Source organism: Gluconobacter sphaericus (assembly GCF_016757795.1).
In the GTDB taxonomy this organism is placed as follows: Bacteria; Pseudomonadota; Alphaproteobacteria; order Acetobacterales; family Acetobacteraceae; genus Gluconobacter; species Gluconobacter sphaericus.
The window spans coordinates 193,087-213,469 of the sequence record NZ_CP068419.1 but is presented as its reverse complement, the minus strand read 5'-3'; the positions used below and the strand labels follow the sequence as shown (position 1 = coordinate 213,469).

The 20,383-nt window shown below is 59.2% G+C and carries 20 protein-coding genes, 1 tRNA gene and 1 other RNA gene; 7 read left to right on the top strand and 15 right to left on the bottom strand.

The window, feature by feature from the left end; all coding sequences use genetic code 11:
• Position 1: 1 nt before the first annotated feature.
• The 9 genes from murD to rnpB form a co-directional block, all read right to left on the bottom strand.
• Complete coding sequence (murD, locus tag IGS75_RS00970) at positions 2-1,348, bottom strand: UDP-N-acetylmuramoyl-L-alanine--D-glutamate ligase (protein WP_202257307.1); 1,347 nt, start codon at positions 1,346-1,348, stop codon at positions 2-4.
• Positions 1,345-2,436: a phospho-N-acetylmuramoyl-pentapeptide-transferase gene (gene mraY, locus IGS75_RS00965; protein WP_202257306.1), complete on the bottom strand. Its 1,092-nt coding sequence runs from the start codon at positions 2,434-2,436 to the stop codon at positions 1,345-1,347. The genes murD and mraY overlap by 4 nt, the downstream gene beginning before the upstream one ends.
• The gene (locus IGS75_RS00960; RefSeq protein WP_202257305.1) at positions 2,436-3,809 is read right to left on the bottom strand and encodes a UDP-N-acetylmuramoyl-tripeptide--D-alanyl-D-alanine ligase; all 1,374 of its coding nucleotides are present in this window, start codon (positions 3,807-3,809) and stop codon (positions 2,436-2,438) included. Before IGS75_RS00960 ends, mraY begins: the two co-directional genes overlap by 1 nt.
• Positions 3,806-5,266, bottom strand: a complete 1,461-nt coding sequence (locus tag IGS75_RS00955; RefSeq protein WP_202257304.1) for a UDP-N-acetylmuramoyl-L-alanyl-D-glutamate--2,6-diaminopimelate ligase — start codon at positions 5,264-5,266, stop codon at positions 3,806-3,808. The genes IGS75_RS00960 and IGS75_RS00955 overlap by 4 nt, the downstream gene beginning before the upstream one ends.
• Positions 5,267-5,274: 8 nt before the next feature.
• Positions 5,275-7,260, bottom strand: coding sequence for a peptidoglycan D,D-transpeptidase FtsI family protein (locus IGS75_RS00950; RefSeq protein ID WP_202257303.1), 1,986 nt, complete (start codon positions 7,258-7,260; stop codon positions 5,275-5,277).
• An 81-nt stretch (positions 7,261-7,341) separates the two neighbouring features.
• Positions 7,342-8,127, bottom strand: coding sequence for a cell division protein FtsL (gene ftsL, locus IGS75_RS00945; protein ID WP_202257302.1), 786 nt, complete (start codon positions 8,125-8,127; stop codon positions 7,342-7,344).
• Positions 8,124-9,095, bottom strand: a complete 972-nt coding sequence (gene rsmH, locus IGS75_RS00940; protein ID WP_141353946.1) for a 16S rRNA (cytosine(1402)-N(4))-methyltransferase RsmH — start codon at positions 9,093-9,095, stop codon at positions 8,124-8,126. Before rsmH ends, ftsL begins: the two co-directional genes overlap by 4 nt.
• Positions 9,092-9,586 (bottom strand): division/cell wall cluster transcriptional repressor MraZ, encoded by a 495-nt coding sequence (gene mraZ, locus IGS75_RS00935; RefSeq protein WP_141353944.1) that lies wholly within the window; start codon positions 9,584-9,586, stop codon positions 9,092-9,094. Before mraZ ends, rsmH begins: the two co-directional genes overlap by 4 nt.
• A 291-nt stretch (positions 9,587-9,877) precedes the next feature.
• Positions 9,878-10,296: RNase P RNA component class A (gene rnpB / locus IGS75_RS00930), an RNA gene on the bottom strand.
• A gap of 75 nt (positions 10,297-10,371) precedes the next feature.
• Between rnpB and IGS75_RS00925 the strand changes: the two genes are divergently transcribed.
• Positions 10,372-11,367 carry an alpha/beta hydrolase gene (locus tag IGS75_RS00925; RefSeq protein WP_141353942.1) on the top strand — a complete coding sequence of 332 codons (996 nt, stop codon included), beginning with the start codon at positions 10,372-10,374 and terminating at the stop codon, positions 11,365-11,367.
• 24 nt (positions 11,368-11,391) lie between these two features.
• Here the strand turns inward: IGS75_RS00925 and IGS75_RS00920 are convergent, their stop codons facing one another.
• Together IGS75_RS00920 and zwf are read right to left on the bottom strand one after the other, a co-directional pair.
• Complete coding sequence (locus tag IGS75_RS00920) at positions 11,392-11,862, bottom strand: hypothetical protein (RefSeq protein WP_174787599.1); 471 nt, start codon at positions 11,860-11,862, stop codon at positions 11,392-11,394.
• Between the two features lie 6 nt (positions 11,863-11,868).
• Complete coding sequence (gene zwf / locus IGS75_RS00915) at positions 11,869-13,338, bottom strand: glucose-6-phosphate dehydrogenase (RefSeq protein WP_202257301.1); 1,470 nt, start codon at positions 13,336-13,338, stop codon at positions 11,869-11,871.
• 282 nt (positions 13,339-13,620) lie between these two features.
• Here zwf and IGS75_RS00910 point away from each other — a divergent pair, with 282 nt between their 5' ends.
• Both IGS75_RS00910 and IGS75_RS00905 read left to right on the top strand, forming a co-directional pair.
• A complete protein-coding gene (locus IGS75_RS00910; RefSeq protein WP_011251740.1) occupies positions 13,621-13,887 on the top strand; it encodes a DUF2312 domain-containing protein in 267 nt (88 codons plus the stop codon).
• Positions 13,888-13,941: 54 nt separating this feature from the next.
• Positions 13,942-14,538, top strand: a complete 597-nt coding sequence (locus IGS75_RS00905; protein WP_202257299.1) for a hypothetical protein — start codon at positions 13,942-13,944, stop codon at positions 14,536-14,538.
• 22 nt (positions 14,539-14,560) lie between these two features.
• On the opposite strand, the gene proB is transcribed toward IGS75_RS00905, so the two are convergent.
• The 4 genes from proB to rplU form a co-directional block, all read right to left on the bottom strand.
• The gene (gene proB, locus IGS75_RS00900) at positions 14,561-15,697 is read right to left on the bottom strand and encodes a glutamate 5-kinase (protein ID WP_141353938.1); all 1,137 of its coding nucleotides are present in this window, start codon (positions 15,695-15,697) and stop codon (positions 14,561-14,563) included.
• Positions 15,694-16,704, bottom strand: coding sequence for a GTPase ObgE (obgE, locus tag IGS75_RS00895; protein WP_141353936.1), 1,011 nt, complete (start codon positions 16,702-16,704; stop codon positions 15,694-15,696). The genes proB and obgE overlap by 4 nt, the downstream gene beginning before the upstream one ends.
• Positions 16,705-16,804: 100 nt before the next feature.
• Complete coding sequence (rpmA, locus tag IGS75_RS00890; RefSeq protein ID WP_008851550.1) at positions 16,805-17,071, bottom strand: 50S ribosomal protein L27; 267 nt, start codon at positions 17,069-17,071, stop codon at positions 16,805-16,807.
• 33 nt (positions 17,072-17,104) lie between these two features.
• Positions 17,105-17,419: a 50S ribosomal protein L21 gene (gene rplU / locus IGS75_RS00885; protein WP_062494728.1), complete on the bottom strand. Its 315-nt coding sequence runs from the start codon at positions 17,417-17,419 to the stop codon at positions 17,105-17,107.
• Between the two features lie 289 nt (positions 17,420-17,708).
• On the opposite strand from rplU, the gene IGS75_RS00880 reads away from it, so the two are divergent.
• From IGS75_RS00880 to IGS75_RS00865, 4 genes are all read left to right on the top strand, one after another.
• A tRNA-Ser gene (locus tag IGS75_RS00880) sits at positions 17,709-17,798 on the top strand.
• 428 nt (positions 17,799-18,226) lie between these two features.
• Positions 18,227-18,469: a helix-turn-helix transcriptional regulator gene (locus IGS75_RS00875; RefSeq protein ID WP_202257297.1), complete on the top strand. Its 243-nt coding sequence runs from the start codon at positions 18,227-18,229 to the stop codon at positions 18,467-18,469.
• A 62-nt stretch (positions 18,470-18,531) separates the two neighbouring features.
• On the top strand, positions 18,532-19,200 hold the full coding sequence (locus tag IGS75_RS00870; protein ID WP_237468912.1) for a hypothetical protein: 669 nt from the start codon (positions 18,532-18,534) through the stop codon (positions 19,198-19,200).
• A gap of 525 nt (positions 19,201-19,725) precedes the next feature.
• Complete coding sequence (locus IGS75_RS00865; protein ID WP_202257293.1) at positions 19,726-20,241, top strand: hypothetical protein; 516 nt, start codon at positions 19,726-19,728, stop codon at positions 20,239-20,241.
• Positions 20,242-20,383 lie beyond the last annotated feature (142 nt).

Sequence of the window (20,383 nt, the reverse complement as noted above, 5' to 3'; positions counted from 1 at the left end):
GTCAATCCTCCTGTTTCTGCGTGGGGTTGGTGCCCGAATGACCTGATTTCACAATATTATCGCAAATTTTAAGGAAGTGTGAACCTCGATCCTCGAAACTGCGAAATTGATCAAAACTTGCACAGGCGGGTGACAGCAGGACGACGGGAATATCTGCGTCAAGAGCGGCTTGGAAGGCGGCTGAAACAGCCTTTTCCAGTGTTCCGCACTGCTGGAAGGGCATGCCATGCCTTTTCAGCGTGGTGCCGAGAACATCCGCGTCCTGTCCAATCAGAAAGGCCTGTGCGATGTGATCGAAAAAGGGCGCGAGACTTTCAATACCACCGGCCTTTGCTACGCCGCCTGCAATCCACATGACTTTATCATAGGCGGCGAGAGCCTTGGATACGGCCTCGGCATTCGTGGCCTTGCTATCATTGATGAAAGAGACGCCGTCGCATTCCGCGACTTTCTGTAGGCGATGCTCCAGGCCGGGGAAGGATTTTAGACCCGTCCGGATTGTCGTATCGTCGAGGCCGAGATGGCGTGCAATGGCTAGGGCCGCGCCGACATTTTGGGCATTGTGCCGTCCAGGAAGGGCAGGTCCGTCGTAAGAAGGAAGGGCATCTGCGTCCAGTTCAATGACCTGTACGCCGCGCGATGCGACTTGTGAGGCAATAGCGCGGCACCACTCATCATCTATGCCGATCACGGCCAGATCGTCCGTGCTCATATTGTCGAAGATATGGGCCTTGGCAGCGGCATAGCCTGCCATGTCGCCGTGACGGTCCAGATGGTCGGGGGTCAGGTTCAGCAGACAGGCAGCGTTTGCGTGGAAGTGATCCAGCCGTTCGAGCATGTAGGAAGACATTTCGATGACGTAGACGCCATTATCGGGCAGAAGCGGCAATGCCAGTGATGCCGTGCCGAGGTTACCACCTGCCGCACAGGGGCGTCCGGCCGTTGTGAAAAGATGGGCGATTAGAGCCGTCGTCGTCGATTTTCCGTTTGTTCCCGTGACGGCGACAAACGCGGCTTGCGAGCCGGATTTGCGAGCGGCTCGATACAGGATCTCGGCATCGGACAAAATCTGAACCCCTTGTTCCCGGGCAAGGTCTGCGACGGGATGGGCTTTGGGCAGCAGATGGGGAATGCCTGGGGACAGGATGAGGGCCGTCATGCCGGACAGGTCGGTCAGGGGGGCGACTGTCAGGTTCGGCTGCGCGGGAAGATCGGCATTGTGATCATCCCAGGCCTGTACCTGTGCGCCCATCCCGAGTAGCGCCTGCACAACGGCTGCGCCATTGCGACCCAGGCCGCAGACTGCATAGCGCTCGCCTGCGAGGAGGTTGGGCGGAAAGCCGCTCATCGCAGTTTCAGCGTCGCCAGGCCGCACAGGCCCAGCACGATGGAGACGATCCAGAACCGGATCACGATTTTTGGTTCCTGCCAGCCTTTTTTCTCGAAGTGGTGGTGCAACGGCGCCATCAGGAACACGCGCCGTCCGGTCCGTTTGAACCAGAAAATCTGAATAACAACCGATAGGGTTTCAGCTACGAAAACCCCCCCCACGATGCATAGCACGAGTTCATGTTTAGTGGCGACCGCCACGGCTCCGAGAGCGCCGCCGAGCGAGAGGGAGCCAGTATCGCCCATGAAGACGGCGGCCGGTGGGGCGTTGAACCACAGAAATCCGAGGCCTGCGCCGATCAATGCTGCGCAGAAGACTGCGAGTTCACCCGTACCTGGAACCGGATGGAGCTGTAGGTAGTCGGCGAAGACGTGGTTGCCGACCAGATAGGAAATCAAAGCGAAGACCAGTGCTGCGATTACGACCGGGACGATGGCCAGACCGTCAAGACCATCCGTGAAGTTCACAGCGTTACCGAAGCCTGTGATGGTGATCATCGCAAAGATCGGAAAAGCGTAACCTAGCGGAAGAAGCACATCCTTGATGAACGGAAAGGCCACCATGTTGCGCAGTTCTGGCGGTGTCAGGGACTGGAGCCAGATGCCGGCGATCAGCGATGCCAGGAACTCGCAGCCGAGCCGGGTGCGCTTGGAGACGCCGGTCGTGTTGCGTTTGGAGAGCTTCAGGTAGTCATCGGCAAAGCCGACCGCCCCGAAGGCGGCCGTCGTCAGCATGACTGCCCATACGAAGCCATTTGTCAGATCGGCCCAGAGCAGTGTGGCGGAGAACAGCGCGATCAGGATCAGCATGCCGCCCATCGTGGGCGTGCCAGCCTTTTCCAGAATATGCCGCTCGGGGCCGACAGTGCGAATTGGCTGGCCTTCGCGCTGGATGCGCTTGAGCTGAGCGATGAACGGATTGCCCAGTTCCAACGAGATGACCAGCGCTGTCAGGCAGGCGCAGCCCGAACGGAACGTCAGGTAATGGAACAGGTTGAAGAACCCGCCATGGGACGTGTCATGGGCGGCGATGAGATTGAAAAGCATCAGACAGAAACCGGGCTGGAAGCGTTGTCGAGGGCTGAGATCACGTCACGCATCCGGCTGCCGAAGCTACCTTTCACGAGCAGGAGATCACCAGGGTGAAGGGCTTTGAGCAGGAGAGGTGCCAAAGAGGCGGCATCGGCGGCGTATCCTCCCTGAAGCTCGGACGGAAGCGCGTTATAAAGCGCGCGCATATGGGGGCCGCAGCAGAAGGTTATGGTTTTGGCGGCCTGAACAGCGTCTGCCAGAGAGCGGTGTTCGGCATCGGCGAAGATGCCGAGTTCGCGGATGTCTCCGAGGGCCGCAATGTGTCGCTGGGCTGGGAGCAGCGCGAGGGTCGCCAGAGCAGCGCGGACGCTAGGCGTAGAGGCGTTATAGCTTTCGTCCAGAAGGCGCACGTCGTTCAGGATCGTGCGTATCTGTCCGCGTCCGGCCCCTGGCACGAAGTTCTGCAGCGAGCTGGCCGGGACGGCGATGTCTTCACCCAGAGCTACAACCGCGCCGAGGGCTAGGGCCGCATTGCGGGCGAGATGCTCTCCCGGTGCCGTCAGCGTCACGCTCTGGATTCCAGATGGCAGATGCAGCATAAAATGGCTGCCTTCTGCCGAGCAGTGTAGATTTTTAATTCGAAGTTCTGCCGTCTCGGAGCAGCCCGAACGCCACAGGGTACATCCTCCAGGAAGTGTTGCCTGGAAGTGCTCCTGACCGGCTGCATCGTCAGGGACAATAGCGATCCCCTTGTCCGTAAGTGCGCCGAGCAGGTCGGATTTTTCCCGGGCAATTGCCTCGATGCTGCCCATATGGCCGAGATGTGCCGTGCCGATCGTGGTGATGATCGCAACATTGGGTCGGACCTGAGTGGCGAGGGGGGCAATTTCTCCGACGTGGTTCATGCCGATTTCGCTGATGCAGAACCGGGCGTCCTGCGGCAGTCGGGCCAGTGTTAGAGGCACGCCCCAGTGATTGTTGTAGGAGGCGACGGCGGCGTGCGTCGGGCCGATGGCGGCCAGCGCGACTTTTAACATGTCCTTGGTTGTCGTCTTGCCGACACTTCCGGTGATGGCAACGACTTTTCCGTGAAAACGCGCGCGCGCATAACGGCCCAGATCCACCAGGGCAGTCATGGTGTCAGGAACGATCAGAAGGCGCGGATCGTCCAGACCCGCCGTGTCATGCACGAGCGCGCAGGCCGCACCCTTGTCCAAAGCCTGCCGCACATGGGTATGGCCGTCGCTCGTCTCGCCACGCAGGGCGATGAACAGGTCCCCCGGGGCTAGTGTTCGGGTGTCGATCGAGATGCCGGTGACCTGAACATCGGCATTCAGTGTTCCGCCTGTCGCGGCCTGAAGGTCCGCACTGTTCCACAGAACGCTCATGCTGCACCTGCCAGTTCACGAATAACGAGACGGTCATCGAAGGGCAGGATTTCTGTACCGACGATCTGACCCTGCTCATGTCCCTTGCCGGCCACGACAAGAATATCGCCGGGCATCAGAGCCTCTAAACCTGCTGCGATGGCGCTGCGGCGATCCGCAATTTCAAGCGCATCCGGGCAGGCCGTGAGGATTTCGGAGCGGATGGAGGCGGGCTCTTCCGTGCGGGGGTTATCGTCCGTCACAATCGCCAGATCTGCCATCCGCGCGGCAACTGCCCCCATGAGCGGGCGTTTGCCGCGGTCACGGTCGCCGCCCGCACCGAAGACCACGACCAGACGTCCTGCCGTATGCGGACGTAGGCTGGACAAAACGCATTCGAGGGCATCGGGGGTGTGAGCATAATCGACATAGGCGGCAGCCCCATTGGGCAATGCAGCAGCCCGCTCACACCGTCCGTGAACGCCTGTCAGGCGAGGCAAAAGGGCCACAACCTGCCGAGCGTCGGTTTCATCTTCCCAGCACATGGCAGCCGCCAGCATCACGTTGTCGGCTTGAAAGCGGCCTGGTAGAGAAAGGGGAATTTCCGGCAGTTCCTCGCCGTATAGGGCGAGACGCAAAATCTGACCTGCCGGCGTGGGACGGGCTTCGATCAGCCGTAGTGCAGTGCCATTACGCCCGACTCTGCGGAGTTTCAGGTTTCGGTGGGCTGCAATGTTCTGAAGAGCCGCAAACGTCTCGCCGTCCATGTCTGCATTGACTGCCGCGATACCCTCCAGGGGAAGCACTTCGTCAAATAGGCGCAATTTTGCCGCGCGATAGGCTTCCAGCGTCAGATGATAATCGAGATGGTCGCGCGTCAGATTGGAGAAGCCAGCTGCTGTCAACGCTACACCATCCAGTCGGTGCTGTTCTAGTCCATGCGAGGAAGCCTCGAGGGCGACATGCTCTACGCCGTTGCGGGCCAGCGCGGCCAGGGTCTGAGACAGAGATACGGGGTCCGGCGTCGTCAGGCTGGGGGGAGCAGAGACATCCGTATCGGAAATGAGACCCAGAGTCCCAAGGCTTGCCGCTCGATTGCCCTGAAGTATCCAGAGCTGGCGAAGGAAATCGGCCGTGCTACTTTTACCGTTCGTACCCGTGATCGCCGCGATACAGGAGGGGGGCGGACCGGCAAGCGCGGACGCCATGCAGGCGAGTAGATGCTTGGCATCGGGCCGTACGATCACAGGAACTGCGCTATTCGGGGGCGCGGTTCCCTGATCCACGATTACTGCTGCGCCCCCCCTCGAGACGGCCTGCGGGATGAAGGCGCTTCCGTCCTGTTTCGCGCCGCGTAAGGCAAAGAAGAGCGTCCCCGGCCCGGCTCGGCGGCTGTCGGCGGTTACGGTCAGAATTTCAGGGTCGTCTGCCAGGGATTGCGACGTGTTACAAAGGGCGAAGAGCTGGGAGAGGCGCATCAAACGGTTCAGTGCTGTATTCTGGAGGGCAGGAGCTTGGAGGTGCGAGCCTGATTGCGCGGATCGCCCGGATCGTTGCCGGGGCCAAGGGCGCGGTATCCGGGGGGAACGGGTGGGTTCATCGGAATGGCCAGAGACGCGTCGATCGCACCCTTGTTCGCCAGATCTGGGAACTGGTTCAGGATCGGGCCGACACGCGAGATGATTTTCTTGACGGTCGGTGCGGCGTTCCAGGCAGCCGTTGTCCAGCCATGCGTCGCGGCCGTGCCCTGCGGACTGTCGAGCATCACATAGACGGCGTAATGCGGGTTGTTCATCGGGAACACGCTGGTGAAGGCTGAGACGTTCACGTGTTTCAGATAGCCGCCATGCGCGCCGATTTTTTCTGCCGTGCCGGTCTTGCCGCCGACATAATAGCCCGGCACTTCGGCGGACTTGCCGCTGCCCATTGTAACGTCGAGGCGCAGCAGTTTACGTAGGAGCACTGAGGTCTGCTCTGACAGGACACGTGTACCGACAGGCGTTTCGGCACCGATCTCGTCGCTATCCGCACCCGGCCGATACGCTACAGGCCGGACTTGGGCCGCATCGGCGTCCGGTGCTGGCTTGCTGTCGTCCTCGGTATCGCGTGCCACGAGAGTTGGCTTGAGCAGGATACCGCCGTTTACGGTTGCCGCCGTGCCGCGCACGATGGCCAACGGCGGTTCGGCAACACCGTGACCAAACCCGACCGTCATGACCGTGGAAATGCCCCAGTTGCGTGATGCAGGAACGAGCGGGCGACCAGCTTCGGGCAGTTCGACCGGAACACGATTGAAAAAGCCCATGTTCCGTAGCCAGTCCTGCTGACGCGTTGCGCCGACATCAAGCGCTATATGCGCTGCTGCCGGATTGGACGAGAACGCCAGAACACCGGGTAGGGAGAGCCATGGGGCGAAATGGTCGGTTTTCATGTCGCGGATGGTGAAGCGACCGACCTTGATGGGTATGGTCGAGAAGCGGTCCCACAGATGGATGATTCCGAGTTGCAGGCCCATCGCTGCTGTTTGAAGTTTGAACGTCGAGCCGGGTTCATACATGCCGGTGACGGCGCGGTTGAAGCGGGCATCATTAGGGGCGTGACCGAAATCATTGGCGTCGTAATCGGGCAGGCTAACCATGGCCAGAATTTCGCCCGTGCGGACGTCCATGACGATGGCGCTCGCGCCAATAGCTGAGAACTCGTCCTTTGCGGCCTGAAGTTCGTCATGCGCCACAGTCTGCACGCGCACGTCCAGCGACAGGCGCAAAGGTGTGCGGTCAGAGTTCAGGCGCTTGTCAAAATACCGTTCCACGCCTGCAATACCGTGATCGTCGATATCGACGCTGCCCATGATCTGCGCGGCCGTGCGGCCTAGCGGATAATGGCGGCGTTCGCCTGCTTCGAAATAAATGCCCGGAATACCCAGATTATTGATGGCAATTTCTTGAACGGGTGAAATGTCTCGCGCCAGATAGACGAACTGCTTTTTCAGCGATAGGCGCCGGATCGTTTCGTCCCGGTTGAGCTGCGGCAGGATCTTGCGGAGCTTGTCGGCGGCATCAGCCGGATCAATCAGCTCCATCGGATTGGCATAGACCTGTGCGACAGGCAACGAGAGCGCCAAAGCCTGACCCGTTCGGTCGGTAATGGTCGCGCGCTTGACGGTGGGCAGGACGAAATCCCCCGACATTTCCCCGCGCGGATCACTCTTGGGGATTTCCGGAACCTGAGGTGCGATCTGACGCTTTTCCGGCTCCATCGGCATCAGGACGGTGGCAACGGTTGCCTTGAGCGCCACGGCGCCATAAATCGCGAGAAACCCCATCCCGACGCCGAGCAGACGTCCGTGCATTTGGTCAAGATTCAGCCTGCGGAACCCCCGCGGCGTGCGATCCTGCCGGAAACGCCCTGACGGCACATCCGGACGGTCGGGGCGCTGTGAACCGGAAGAAGGTGGCACGTCCTGGGGCATCGTGCGGGGGTGCGTCCTGTTGAAGGGCTCGCCCTAAGCTATCCGAAAATACTGAACGAGCGGTTAACGATGAGAAGGCTTTCAGTTAGCCAACGGCACCGGCGCGGGCAATGCGTCATTCGCATTGCCCAGAGCGGAAAGTTGTGTGTGACGCATGCGGGGGCGTTCTTCGGCCAGACGGGTCGAGGTTGCGTTGTGGCTGACATGCACGGTCTGGGGGTGCCATGCTGCAACCATGAGCGGAGCAGGATGGCTTTCACGATAGTTGACCAGCCGGACGCTGGGTGTGCTGTCGGCATGAGCGTGTAGCGGCGCCGAAACCGTGTGCTGCGTAGCAGACGCGATCTGCATATCCGCGCTTCGAGCATGGGAGATATGCACAGGGACGGCGGCCAGCTTCGGTGTCGCGGCGGGATGCGACGCCATGGCTACAGCCACCGGACGCGGAGTCGGCGTGGGGGCAGGAGCATGCACGACAACAGACTGCGGAGTGGGCAGGGGCAGGTGAGCGGCTTCGGCAGCGCGGTTCACGACCTCATGCAGTTCCTCTCGCGGATCGACCGGTTGCGCCTTCGAGCCCGGAGCAGGAAGGCGTTCTTCGAGCGAGGCCATACGGATGAACTGGTCCGGCTCCATTGGATGCAGGGCGGGAACAAAGCGGGCCGCTAGGGTTTTTAGGCGGTCCGGCTGATTCAGCAGGGCCCATTCCGTGCGTAGCATGGCGGTCTGGCCGCGCACGCGTTGTGTTTCCTGCACGATCTTGGTGATTTTCTGGTCCAGAACCGTGGTCTCATGCTTCTTGGTATAGAGAAACAGACCAGATCCTGCGGCGAGGACAGCGCAGGCGACGGTGAAGGGCCGGATCATGATGGCATTCCTGAGACGGGCATCGTGGGGGCGGGGTTGCGAACCAATGCGCGCAGGCGGGCACTGCGGGCGCGGGGGTTTTCCCGGGATTCCTCATCCGTGGCGGAGAGGGGACGGGAATAAAGAAGGGAAAAGGCTGGTGCTTCCTGGCGGAGTGGCGCCGGTTCGTAACGGGAAGGATTCCCCGTACGGCCTGCAAGAACGGCCATGGCACGTTTCGCCAGGCGATCTTCCAAAGAATGGAATGTTACGACCACGAAAATTCCGCCGGGAGCCAGAAGACGCGGTGCGGCTTCCAGAGCCCGCTCCAGTTCGCCAAGCTCGTCGTTTACGGCAATCCGTAACCCCTGAAAGCTGCGGGTGGCTGGATCGATATTGGCGCGATCGCGGGGAACACAGCAGCGGATGATGTGCGCGAGTTGGCCGGTCGTCGTGATCGGGGCCTCGGTGCGGGCGGCCACGATGGCGCGTGCAATGCGGCGGGAAAGCTTTTCCTCGCCGTAGCGGTAAAGGATGTCCGCGAGCTCGGCTTCCTTGTACGTATTGACCAGATCCGCCGCCGAGGGGCCATCCGAGCCCATCCGCATGTCCAGCGGGCCGTCATTGCGGAACGAAAAACCTCGCTCGGCCTGATCGATCTGGAAGGATGAGACGCCCAGATCCAGCACGATGCCGTCGAACGGACCTTCTGCCCTAACCAGGGTTTCCATCTCGCCGAACGTACCCTGATGCATTCGCAGTCGCCCGTTGGCCTGAATGGCCATGGCGTTTCCGCGCTCAATGGCGGCCGGGTCGCGGTCGATGGCATCGAGCGTGCAGTCTGCTGCATTCAGGATAGCGCGGGCATAGCCGCCGCCACCGAACGTGCCGTCCAGATAGCGTCCGCCAGCGCGTGGGGAGAGCGCTTCGAGAACCTCGTGCAGCATGACCGGAACGTGACCGGAATGGACCAGGGTGATCGCGTTCATTCCGTTGCTCCCGCTGTGTTGCCGGTGACAGGTGCGCCGGCGGAGCGGCGGCTGGTTGCGAGGGTTCGGGCGCGGCTGCGGGCAGCTTGACGCCGCTCTGCTGCTGCTTCGGGGTTCCAGATCTGGAATGTGCGACCAAGTCCCATGAAAGAGACTTCGTCGATCAGGGCTGCGTGGGTGCGCAGGTTTTCGGGAAGAATGATGCGGCCTTCCCTGTCGCTGTCCAGCGGATAGGCGTCCGCATATAGGCTGGCGGCCAGATCTTCATGATCTTCCGAAAAGGGGTCGTACTCGTCGAGCGGTGTCGCAAGGGATGCGAAAGCGCCGACCGTCCAGCCTTCGACGCAGGGATGGAGATGAGACGGCCGAAGGATGACCAGTGGATCTCCCGGCTGTGCCTGTGATTTCAGGGCGGCGCGGAAAGATGCGGGAATGGAAACACGACCTTTGGCATCGAAACGGTTCTGATGCGTGCCGAGGAACATGCTCATAAATGATGTGCCTCCTTCCTGCGTCAGAACCGGTCATGCGGTTTCTGGTTATTTGGCTTGGTCTTTACTGGGATATCATGGGATTTCATGGGACGTCAAACAGATATCGTCTGAAAACCGCAGAAAACTGCGACATTTTCAAAATCTAAAATGTGACAAAATTTTTTGCTTTTTATTAGGAATTATCAGGGATAATCGCGCAGGCGGATCTATACTTGCCGTTATTTGTTCCTGTTTTGTTCTTCTTAGGAGATAGGAACAATTACTAGAGAGAACGGATTTTTTCCAAAGGGTGCCAGACGGCCTGTAAGCCGGGTTCTGTCCGCCCTAAGGCGGGACGATCATTCCTCTGGGACCTGCATTGCTGCAGGCCTCACGCAACCAACCCGAACGACGGGGCGAGAAACCCCCGGTCTCCTTGCGGAAACCTGCCGTTCCTATTCGGTCTTGCTCCCGGTAGGGTTTACCATGACCATCGCCGTTGCCGGAGATGCGGTGCGCTCTTGCCGCACCGTTTCGCCCTTACCCGCAACATGTTCCCATGCGAATGAACGCTTGGGGCACAGTCCGGCGGGCGGTCTGTTTTCTGTGGCACTGTCCCTGGGGTCGCCCCCGCCGGCAATTAACCGGTACCGTCTTCCCATGGAGCCCGGACTTTCCTCCCTGTATGCGATCCTCATCGCATACACAGCGATCGTCCAGCCGTCTGGCGGCGCAGACACTGCTCCGGGATGCCTGCGGGGTCAAGGGCAGACTTTTGGGTATGATCCCGGCATAATGGTTAAATGCGCCCAACCCTGACATTACGGATCTTCTTGTCCTGGCTGGCCTGGCAGAGTCGCAGACGTGGTGTTACGCCGCGTATGATCGCTCTGGACGAGATCCCGCCCATTCCCGCCGCGCCACCAGCCGCGCCAATCCTGAAGCAGATCCGGCGTGTCACAGGGCGGCCGAGTTTTCCTGTGGCTTTATCTTCCCTGCGGATTCGTCGATGGCGTGAAATCCGTGTCCCTGGAGCCGATGGCTTCCGCACTGCTCGCCTTTACCGACCGCGTGGAAAGGTCCGGGGTATTGTTCTCTTTCTGCATGGTGGCGGATTCGTTCATTGCGACCTGGTGTCCCATCATGGGATCTGCTGCCGTCTTGCGGCCGCGTCCGGCGCGATGGTGGTTTCGCTGGATTACCGCCTTGCTCCCGAGCACCGCTTTCCGGCAGGACTGGAGGACGCCAAAGCCGTGCTCGCCTGGATTTATCGGACCGTTGGACAGGATGTGCCGGTTGCGGTTGCGGGAGATAGTGCAGGGGGGAATATATCTGCGGCGCTCACGCAATGGGTGCGGGAGGAGGGATTGCGTCCGCTCAGCGCGCAACTTCTTTATTACCCGGCCCTGAGCGGGCCGTTCGTTCCGCCTTCACGGCAGGTCTATGCCGAGGGTTACATGTTGAGTGTGGAACTTCTGTACTGGTATTGCGGCCAGACGTTGCGCAGCCCCGAACAGCTTTTCGATCCGGCATTTTCGCCACTCCTGACGGATAATTTCCAGAGCCTTCCGCCGGCCATGATCGTGACCGCGGGTTTTGATCCGCTCAGGGGAGAGGGAGAACTCTATGCGCGGTGTCTCGATGAGGCAGGTGTGTCAGTTCGGCTGAAGAATTTTCCGCGCATGATTCATGGTTTCCTGAACGGTTACGTGCTGTTCAGAGATGGTCGTCAGGCATTGCGGGAAGGGGGAATGTTCCTGCGGGCGGTTTTCGCGCAGAAAAAAGGCGGAGCCTGTTAACAGGCTCCGCCTTTTTGAAGTGTCTTAAAGAGGCAGGTCGTGGAATGAGCCGGGCGTTCCCGCATCTGTCTGCACGGTTCGCTCGGAGCGGTCGATCTTCAGGCTAAACAGCTTGTCGGCCGAAGGTTTCGTTCCGGGGCAGCCGTTGCCGTGCCTTCCCAGGACATCCATCGTCGGCGTATTGTCTGCCGCGTTGCCGTTGACTACGAAAACGAGGCAGTTGCGCGGTAGGTCCGTCAGGTTGTCTCTCACGACTGCCAGGCGCAGATGCTCCACCAGAGCCGTGTTATCGAACCAACTCAGTTTGCTGAACGTGATCTTGTCATAGGACATGTCCAGCAGGCCGCTCCGGACTGCGATGAACATCAGCAGAAAGGCTGGGATGACGACCAGTAGCCGCCGCAAAAGGAGCTGTTTGAAGCTGCGGGGCTGTCGGCGTGCGCCCCGGCCTGGAGTGCGGCCCAGGCGGGGCGTTGCGCTTTTATCGTCACTCAAATGTGGTTACTCCGACGCTTCATGCCAGGTGTCGCCATGACTGGCGAGCAGTTGTGTCGCCTGTTCTGGCCCATAGGAACCCGCACTGTAGGTCTGCATGGGCGTCTTGTCATGCTTCCAGGCCTCAAGGATGGGTTCCGCCCAGTGCCATGCGGCCTCGACTTCGTCGCGGCGGATGAACAGAACCGGGTCGCCTCGCACGGCATCGAGAAGAAGCCGTTCATAGGAATCCGGGAAGGGCAGGCCGCCTTCCATGCGGATGGAAGTATCAAGATTCGCCGGCAGCAGGTTGAAGACATCCAGTGCAGGGTTCTTGACGTTCAGGCGCAGGTCCAAGCCTTCGTTGGGCTGGATGCGCAGCACCAACCTGTTTCTGGCCGGGGTGGTGCCGAACATGGTGGTCGCCGACGGGCGGAACGTCACGACGATCTCGCTGACCTTCTTGCCGGAACGCTTGGCCGTACGGATGTAGAAGGGCACCTTCTTCCAGCGCGGCGTGTCCACCCAGGCGCGGATGGCGGCATAGGTTTCCGTCGCGCTGGGCTTGCCGAGTTCTTCAAGATAACCCGGAACATTCTTGCCATCGACCATGCCTGCCGTGTACTGCGCACGCACCGTCTCGGTGGCGGCTGTGGCATCCGTGATGGGGCGCAGGGCCTTCAGGACGGCCAGCTTGGCGTTGCGGACGGCATCGGCCTCAAGGGAATCGGGGGCTTCCATCGCAACCAGACATAGCACCTGAAGCAGGTGGTTCTGGATCATGTCGCGAAGCGCACCGGAGGTATCGTAATAGGCTGCTCGATTTTCGACCCCCACGGTCTCGACCGCCGTGATCTGCACGCTCTCAATGTATTCGCCGGACCAGGCGGCGTTCATGAGCGGGTTTGCAAAACGCAGGGCGAGAACGTTCTGGACCGTCTCTTTCCCGAGATAATGATCGATCCGGTAGATCTGCTTTTCTGGGAAATACTGGCCCACACCGTCATTGATGGCGGTCGCGGTCGCCATATCCGTTCCGATAGGCTTTTCAAGCACTACCCGCGAATTGGCCGTGATCAGCCCATATCGGTGCAGGTTTTCGCAGATGCTGCCGTAAAGCTGCGGCGCGGTTGCGAAATAAAAGACCCGCACCCGGTCAGGCTGCGCCTTGGTGAAGAGGGAAGTCAGGCTATCCCACTGTTCACTCTGGCGGCTGCTGTCGAGGGGCACGTAATTGAGAAGGGCAAGGAAACGCTCGACCAGCTCAGGGCTTAGGATGTCTGAGGGAAGAAACCGCTTAAGGGCGTCTCGGGCCCGCGCGACATAGGCCTCCCGGTCCAGTTCGGTCCGGGAGGCTCCGATGATGCGCGCATCATCCGGAATCTGGCCCATCCGAAGACGGTTATAGAGCGCGGGCAGCAGCTTGCGCATCGTGAGATCGCCGGTGGCGCCGAAGATGACATAGTCGAAAGGCTCGACCTGCTGGAAATGTTCCATGGAAGACTCTCTGACCTCTCGAACCCGCAGACCGGGAAAAAAAGGGTTAGGGTTCAGGCCTTTTCAGGCACCGTCTAGTTCCCTGTCAGGGCCCTTCCTGTCAAGGGACGGAGCCTGCACGTCCTCGGGAGGAAAGCGTCGTCATCTTCACGCGTTCATGAAATGTGCACATAATTCCGTTGACCGTCCGGCCCTCATCACGATAAGCCGCGCGGCGGATGCTGTTTTCGTACAGCGTCGGAAAATACAGCCAAGACTTACGCCTCAGGAAGGAAACCGGATATGGATGCAGAAAGCAAAAGCGAAGGCGCTGCCACGGGCGGGATCGCTGCGGACCGTCTGCGCTCCATCATCGAGCGCGTCGAGCGTCTGGAAGAGGAGCGCAAGGCTCTGGCTGGGGACATCAAGGATATTTTTTCCGAAGCCAAGTCTGCCGGATTTGACGTAAAAGTCATCAAGCAGATCATCCGTCTGCGCAAGCAGGAGCCGGCCGAGATCGAGGAGCAGGAAACCCTGCTCGATATCTATCGCCGTGCCCTTGGTATGTAATTCCGGTCTCCGGATACCCGAACGCGCCACCTTCAGACTGGACCAGGCCTCCTTATGATGTCTGATTTTTCATGGTTGCCGGGCTGGGCCTTCGGGTGCCTGGTCGTAGTGTCCGCCCTGTTTGTGCTGGCGCTGCTCTGCATGCCCTTCGCCGTCTTCGGCACTAAGCCGCGATTGCAGGAGTTGGAGTTTCAGATCGCGGAGCTGCGGGCAGAACTGCGGGCGCTCAATATGCGGCTGGCTGTTTCGACACGGCCTGACAGCTTATCTGCCGGATCCGACAGACAGGACCTTGCGGCTGTTGAATCCCGTGCGGTTTATTCAGCTCCAACTCTGCCGGATGAGGATTATTTCATGCCGGCGCATGGCCTACGTTCCGATCTGCCGTCCTATGAGGACAGTCCGGAAGTAGGGGGGGATGAAGCCCTGCCGCGTCGCGGGCCGTTCTCGCAATCCGCTTTGCGGGAAGGGATTTCCGACGTCTCCGAACGCGCTTGGGCTCGGGCTCCATGGGAAAAGGGTGCCTCGACGACGGGGCGCCAACCTCTTGGCCGCAGTATGGACAGGATGCTGGGCAACAAACCGGTCGTCGAGGAAGATGCCTACCGGCCCCGCTCGGAGCCCAAGCTCCGTTGGCCGCCCAGAGACTAACTAACGGCGCGCAGAGCCCCCCTCAGGGAAGATCGAGCGCCAGATCATCCCGATGGATCAGGGCATCACGCCCGCGATATCCCAGAAGCTGCTCCATCTCGCCGGACCGGTGGCCGATCAGCTTCTGGCTCTCTTCGGAATCATAAGCGATCAGGCCGTGCCCGATAATGCTTTCGTCAGCATCACGGATGAGCACGAGATCACCGCGCACAAAGCTGCCCTCAAGACCGGTCACGCCCGCTGGCAGGAGAGATGCGCCCTCCTCAAGGGCACGGCGGGCGCCGGCATCGATCGTGAGTATACCTTTGGGCTGAAGGCTTCCTCTGATCCAGCGTTTGCGGGCTGACCCGGCATCGGTCTGCGCAATGAACCATGTGCATAGGCCGCTATTTTGCAGTCTGTGAAGTGGGTGGTGCTCCTGTCCGGCCGCGATCACCATGTTCGCACCCGCGCGCGTCGCAATCCGGGCCGCAAGGAGTTTCGTGCGCATTCCGCCAGAGGAATAACCCGGCGGCGGTTCGCCGCCCATAGCCATGATTTCGTCCGTCATCTGTTCGACAATGGGAATATGCCGCGCGGATGGATCCTGTCGTGGGTCCGCCGTATAGAGACCGTCGATGTCGGACAGTAGGACCAGGCAATCGGCTCCGGTCATTTGGGCCACGCGGGCCCCCAGCCGATCATTGTCGCCGAAGCGGATTTCGCCGGTCGCGATGGCGTCGTTTTCATTGATGACGGGAACGCAGCCCAGATCGAGCAGGGTCTGGAGCGTGGCGCGCGCGTTGAGGTGACGCTCGCGGCTTTCTGTATCGTCCGGGGTCAGTAGAAGCTGGGCCGCGACTAGATCGTGGGCGGCGAGGGCAGCGCTCCAGCCTTGTGCCAGCCCGATTTGGCCGACACTGGCCATGGCCTGCTTTTCGTCCAGCCGCAGACGACGGGATGTCAGGCCGAGGCGGTGTCGTGCCAGGGAAATAGCGCCCGAGGACACGACGATGACTTCCGCGCCCCGGGCACGTAGGTCGGCGATATCTGCACAGACGCTCTGCAGCCATTCAAGACGGAGGCTTGCATTCGCGGAATCGACCAGAAGCGCACTCCCGATCTTGATGACGATCCGGCGGGCCTGCGCCAGATGAGGAGCAGAAGCCGGAGCGGTCATCCCTGACTGTTCCTTTTTGCAGCGGTCACGCGATCCTGCAGCAGCCGGAGTAGTTCGGGCAGGCCTTCCTGCGTCGCGCCAGAAAGCATCATCACTTCCGCGCCAGAAGCCTTTGCCAGAGCTCGCTTCTTGGCGGAACGCTGGGTTGGGGTGAGGGAATCGCATTTGTTAAGCACAATGATTTCCGGCTTGGCGGCAAGCTCGGGATCATAGGCCTCAAGTTCCTTGCGGATCAGGCGCCAGTGCTTGACGACCTGGCTTTCCGTACCGTCGATCAGGTGCAGCAGTGTCGCACAGCGCTCTACATGGCCAAGGAACCGGTCCCCGAGGCCTGCGCCTTCGCTGGCGCCTTCTATCAGGCCGGGGATGTCGGCGATCACAAATTCTTCGGTATTGTTTAAGCGCACCACGCCAAGCTGCGGGTGCAAGGTCGTGAACGGATAATCTGCAATTTTCGGTCGCGCACGGGATGCGACGGAAAGAAGCGTGGATTTGCCCGCGTTTGGAAGGCCTACAAGACCTATATCGGCAATCAGCTTGAGGCGCAGCCACACCCAGCGCTCTTCGCCCGGCCAGCCTTTGTCGGCCCGACGTGGCGCACGGTTGGTGCTGCTCTTGAAGTGGGTATTGCCAAGACCCCCATCACCGCCGCGGCACAGAAGGACTTCCTTGCCTTCGGCATCCAGATCGGCCAACAGGGTCTCGCGGTCCTCATCGAAGATCTGCGTTCCGACGGGGACATTAATGGTGACATTTGTAGCAGCAGCACCGGTTCGGTTGGAACCTGCGCCATTGCCGCCCTTGCGGGCCTTGAAATGCTGCGTGTAGCGGAAGTCGATCAGGGTATTTAGACCGGGAACCGCGCGGAAAAGAATATCGCCACCACGACCGCCATCACCACCATCTGGACCACCGTATTCGATGTATTTCTCGCGCCGAAATGCGATCACGCCGTCGCCACCGTCACCGGAACGCACATAGATCTTGGCCTGGTCGAGAAACTTCATTGTATTGTCCGCAAGAAAAGGTGAGGGGCGCTTTATACGCAAAAAGGCCGGTCCCGAACAGGACCGGCCCCTTTCGCTCGCGCTGGAAAACGCGGGCTGCTTATTCAGCAGCTTCCGGCAATGCCACGGAAACGTGGACGCGGCCTTCTGCGCGGCGCTGGAACTTCACATGACCGTCCACGAGAGCGAATAGCGTGTGGTCGCGGCCGATACCGACATTGGCGCCAGCCTTCATCTTCGTGCCGCGCTGACGGACGATGATGTTGCCTGCGATGACGCTTTCGCCACCGAACTTCTTCACGCCCAGACGGCGACCTGCGCTGTCGCGTCCGTTACGGCTCGAACCGCCTGCCTTTTTTTGTGCCATGGCTGTTTATCCTTACCTAAAGTGTCTGGCCAATCAGGCCGCGTTGATCGCGTTGATGCGCAGGACGGTCACCGGCTGGCGGTGGCCGTTCTTGCGGCGGCTGTTCTGACGGCGACGCTTCTTGAAGATGATCACCTTCGGCAGACGATCCTGTGCGACGACGGTTGCCGTCACGGTTGCGCCAGCAACCAGCGGTGCGCCAACGGTCACGGTGCCTTCGCCGCCAACCATCAGGACGTCGGTGAAGGTGATGGTGCTGCCGGCTTCGGCTTCGAGCTTCTCAACCTTGAGGATACTCTCGGGAGCAACGCGATACTGCTTGCCGCCGGTGCGGATGACTGCGTACATTCTGGAAACTCTCTCTGTTCCGATCTCGTGGTCGCTGCTGTCGGGTTGACCCGGTCTGGCGCGACCCAGTCGCTTTTTGTCGTTGGCTCCATGCTGCCCAATAAAAATTGGAACACGGAACAGCCGCGGTCGATACAGATACGAAGGCTTCCAGTCAATCAGAAACGGCGAAAAAACCCTCTTCGGAGTATCTTTCTCCAGGAACATCCTCGGGCCCTCTTGCAATGTCCGAAAAACCCCGTCATAAGCCCCTCCGTCGATCAGGTTCAGCGCAAAAGCGGGGCCGTACGGAGAGGTGCCAGAGTGGTCGATTGGGGCGGTCTCGAAAACCGTTGTGCCTTCGCGGGTACCGTGGGTTCGAATCCCACCCTCTCCGCCAGATAAATCAAAAATTCCCAGATTTTTCAGAGAGTTATCTGATTTATCGAAATCCATCCCACCTTGGGTCCCATCTTAAAAAATGCATCATCGTGCGGCGCCCGGACGCGATATGCGTCGTCCTGTAAATTTATCGATGCGACCTGCTGACTGAAATCCTGTCTTTCCTAGAGGCATCAAGATAATCTGAGGCAGCAACCGAAGTAGCAATCCGCGAAACCTTGCTCAGAAATATCTTGAAATCGTCGCCCGTGTTCAGCTAACGTTCCTGAGTTAGTTGACACCGCAGTACAGAAGACTTCTTACAGGGGAAGTGCATTGCCTGCTTCTGATCGAAGCAGCAATTTTGCAGAATCCTGAACGCCCAGAAAACCAACGAACCAGGTGTCATCGTGAGCTCCGCAAGGGGCATGGTTGGATGAGCGTATCATGGATTCTACACTACCAGGTCGTCCCTCGGGTGACTTTTTCATAAGCCGTCGCGAGGCTGCGATATGGCTTTGCGTCTCTCTCTCCACAATTGATCGGTATGTCGCGGCTGGAGTTCTGCAGCGCTACAAGATCGGGCCACGCCGAACGCTTTTCCGGCTACGCGACGTCGAGCATCTCGTCCGTCGCGACGATGTCGGCTTTCAGGCACCTGCGCCAGTGCGCTTGAGGCCGGATTTCTAGTCATCTCGCCCCTTCAGGGCCAGATCCCCACAAATCCCGCTTCAATGCTGAAAGTCGCCCCGATGTTTGATGTCGTTGAAACAGAATTTTCTTGGGAAGCTCCCTGGAGCTCTCTTGAAGTCAAAAATGTTGCCCAGGATTTTTTCTACTGGCTTCTCACGAATGTCTTTAGAGGCCCCACGGATGGAACTTATACAGATCCTGATCACCCGCAGGCCAGTTGGTCACTGTTGGACATTTCCAAAGCCATCGAGCGCTCTTTGCCGCGTGATATTGGCGCAAGGTGGTCCCGCGTTTATTTTGAAAGCCCAAATTTCTCGGACAGAAAAATAGATGAAATCATAGAGAGGCTGACACTGCGACAGCCCCATTCGATAACTAGGGGCCCGCACTTTTGGGCACAGACAGATGCACTCATGGAATTGCTGTTCGCCCGGACATCCTTCTGGTCTGATGCATTGACACTGGATGACCTTCTTCCGCAGCTGACATCAGGCCGGATGATTCAAGTTTATGACGAATACCGGAAGACAGGTCTGCCACTCAATGTGATTGCAGAACACGTTCTCTTTTATAAAAAGCCGATCCGATCCGATGAGCAACGCGATGTTGCTCGCGCTTTGAGGGATCTTGGTTGGACACAGCATCGCACTGCTCAGGCCCGGCTTTGGATAGCACCCCCTGATTTTCCATCGCGAGATCGAAACAAGCCCCGATGGCATCACAGGTGAAGCCCCTTTGAGGCACAGTAAGTTCGCGGGTTCCGCTTTACGGTGGAGAGCAGCATGCTGGCGGCCGCCGTAGAAGCAAATCTTACCCCCCCCCAAGTTGTCAGCTATTGGGGGGGGTAAGAAGAATGTCCGCTATTGGGACATAATAACCGAAAGAAGTCATTTACAGTAATTGCGCTCATAGATATCGACGCATCGTAGGAATTTTTATTTCTTTTTTTATGTTTTACGGATACCATATTCTCTCAATAGACACCGATGTGGTAATAAAAAATTAAATCTGACAAATATTAATCTAATGTTCTATATTTTATAATGTAGAATATTCCGATATTGTGCGGGATTAAGGCCTTAAAGGATCAAAGGAAGATTATACGGTTTTTCAGAGGATTGGCTGTGCCGTCAGACCACGCGGATGGCATTGTCGATAAGATCCGAAGTGAAGGACTTGTTAGTAATGCGTGGCGGTGGCGGACTGAGCACTGGCGACCAGATCCACAACTAGCGGAAAAGAGCGATCTCGGATTGGATGATACACGACCAAAAGATGCGTTGGCGACGCCAGCCGTTTGTGCGTGTGGCAGTGAGGAAGGTGCCGCTTATTATGCTTGGCAACATAATCATACTGCTTCCGATGATTCGCCTTTGCTCATCGAGTTCGAGGCACCGATCGAGAATGTGGCGATCGACGGCAAGGACTGCCTCTATACGGTGTTCCAACGAGGCGATCCTTCCTTGGCGCGAGATTTCGTTAGGGACGCCTTCGGGGAAACCGGGTTGCGATTTGCCGAAAGGGCTTGGCAACTCACCGATCAGAGGAGCCGTATCGCTCTTTGCGATCTTATGATTCACGACCCTGCCGTGATTGCCGCTCATCATGCCAGCCGTGTCGTCATTGCGGGGCGTTACAATACCGTGTTCAGGAGCGCCTTCACGGTCGCGCTCCCTATCTTGCCCACATCTATCGTTAATGTATGGAGACCGGCGGAACAGGCCACCATGCCGAGACCGGACGTTTATCTCAATAGACTGATATCATAGCAGCATACCCTGCGGAATCAGTTGATATACGCCTGCCGCGTGTGTAGGCGACTGCCGCCTATCTGCTCCTGTATCACTGAGCGGACAGGCAGATGGGGGGAAAGCGGAATGTCGGTTATCGGCAAGTGATAACCGAAAGCGG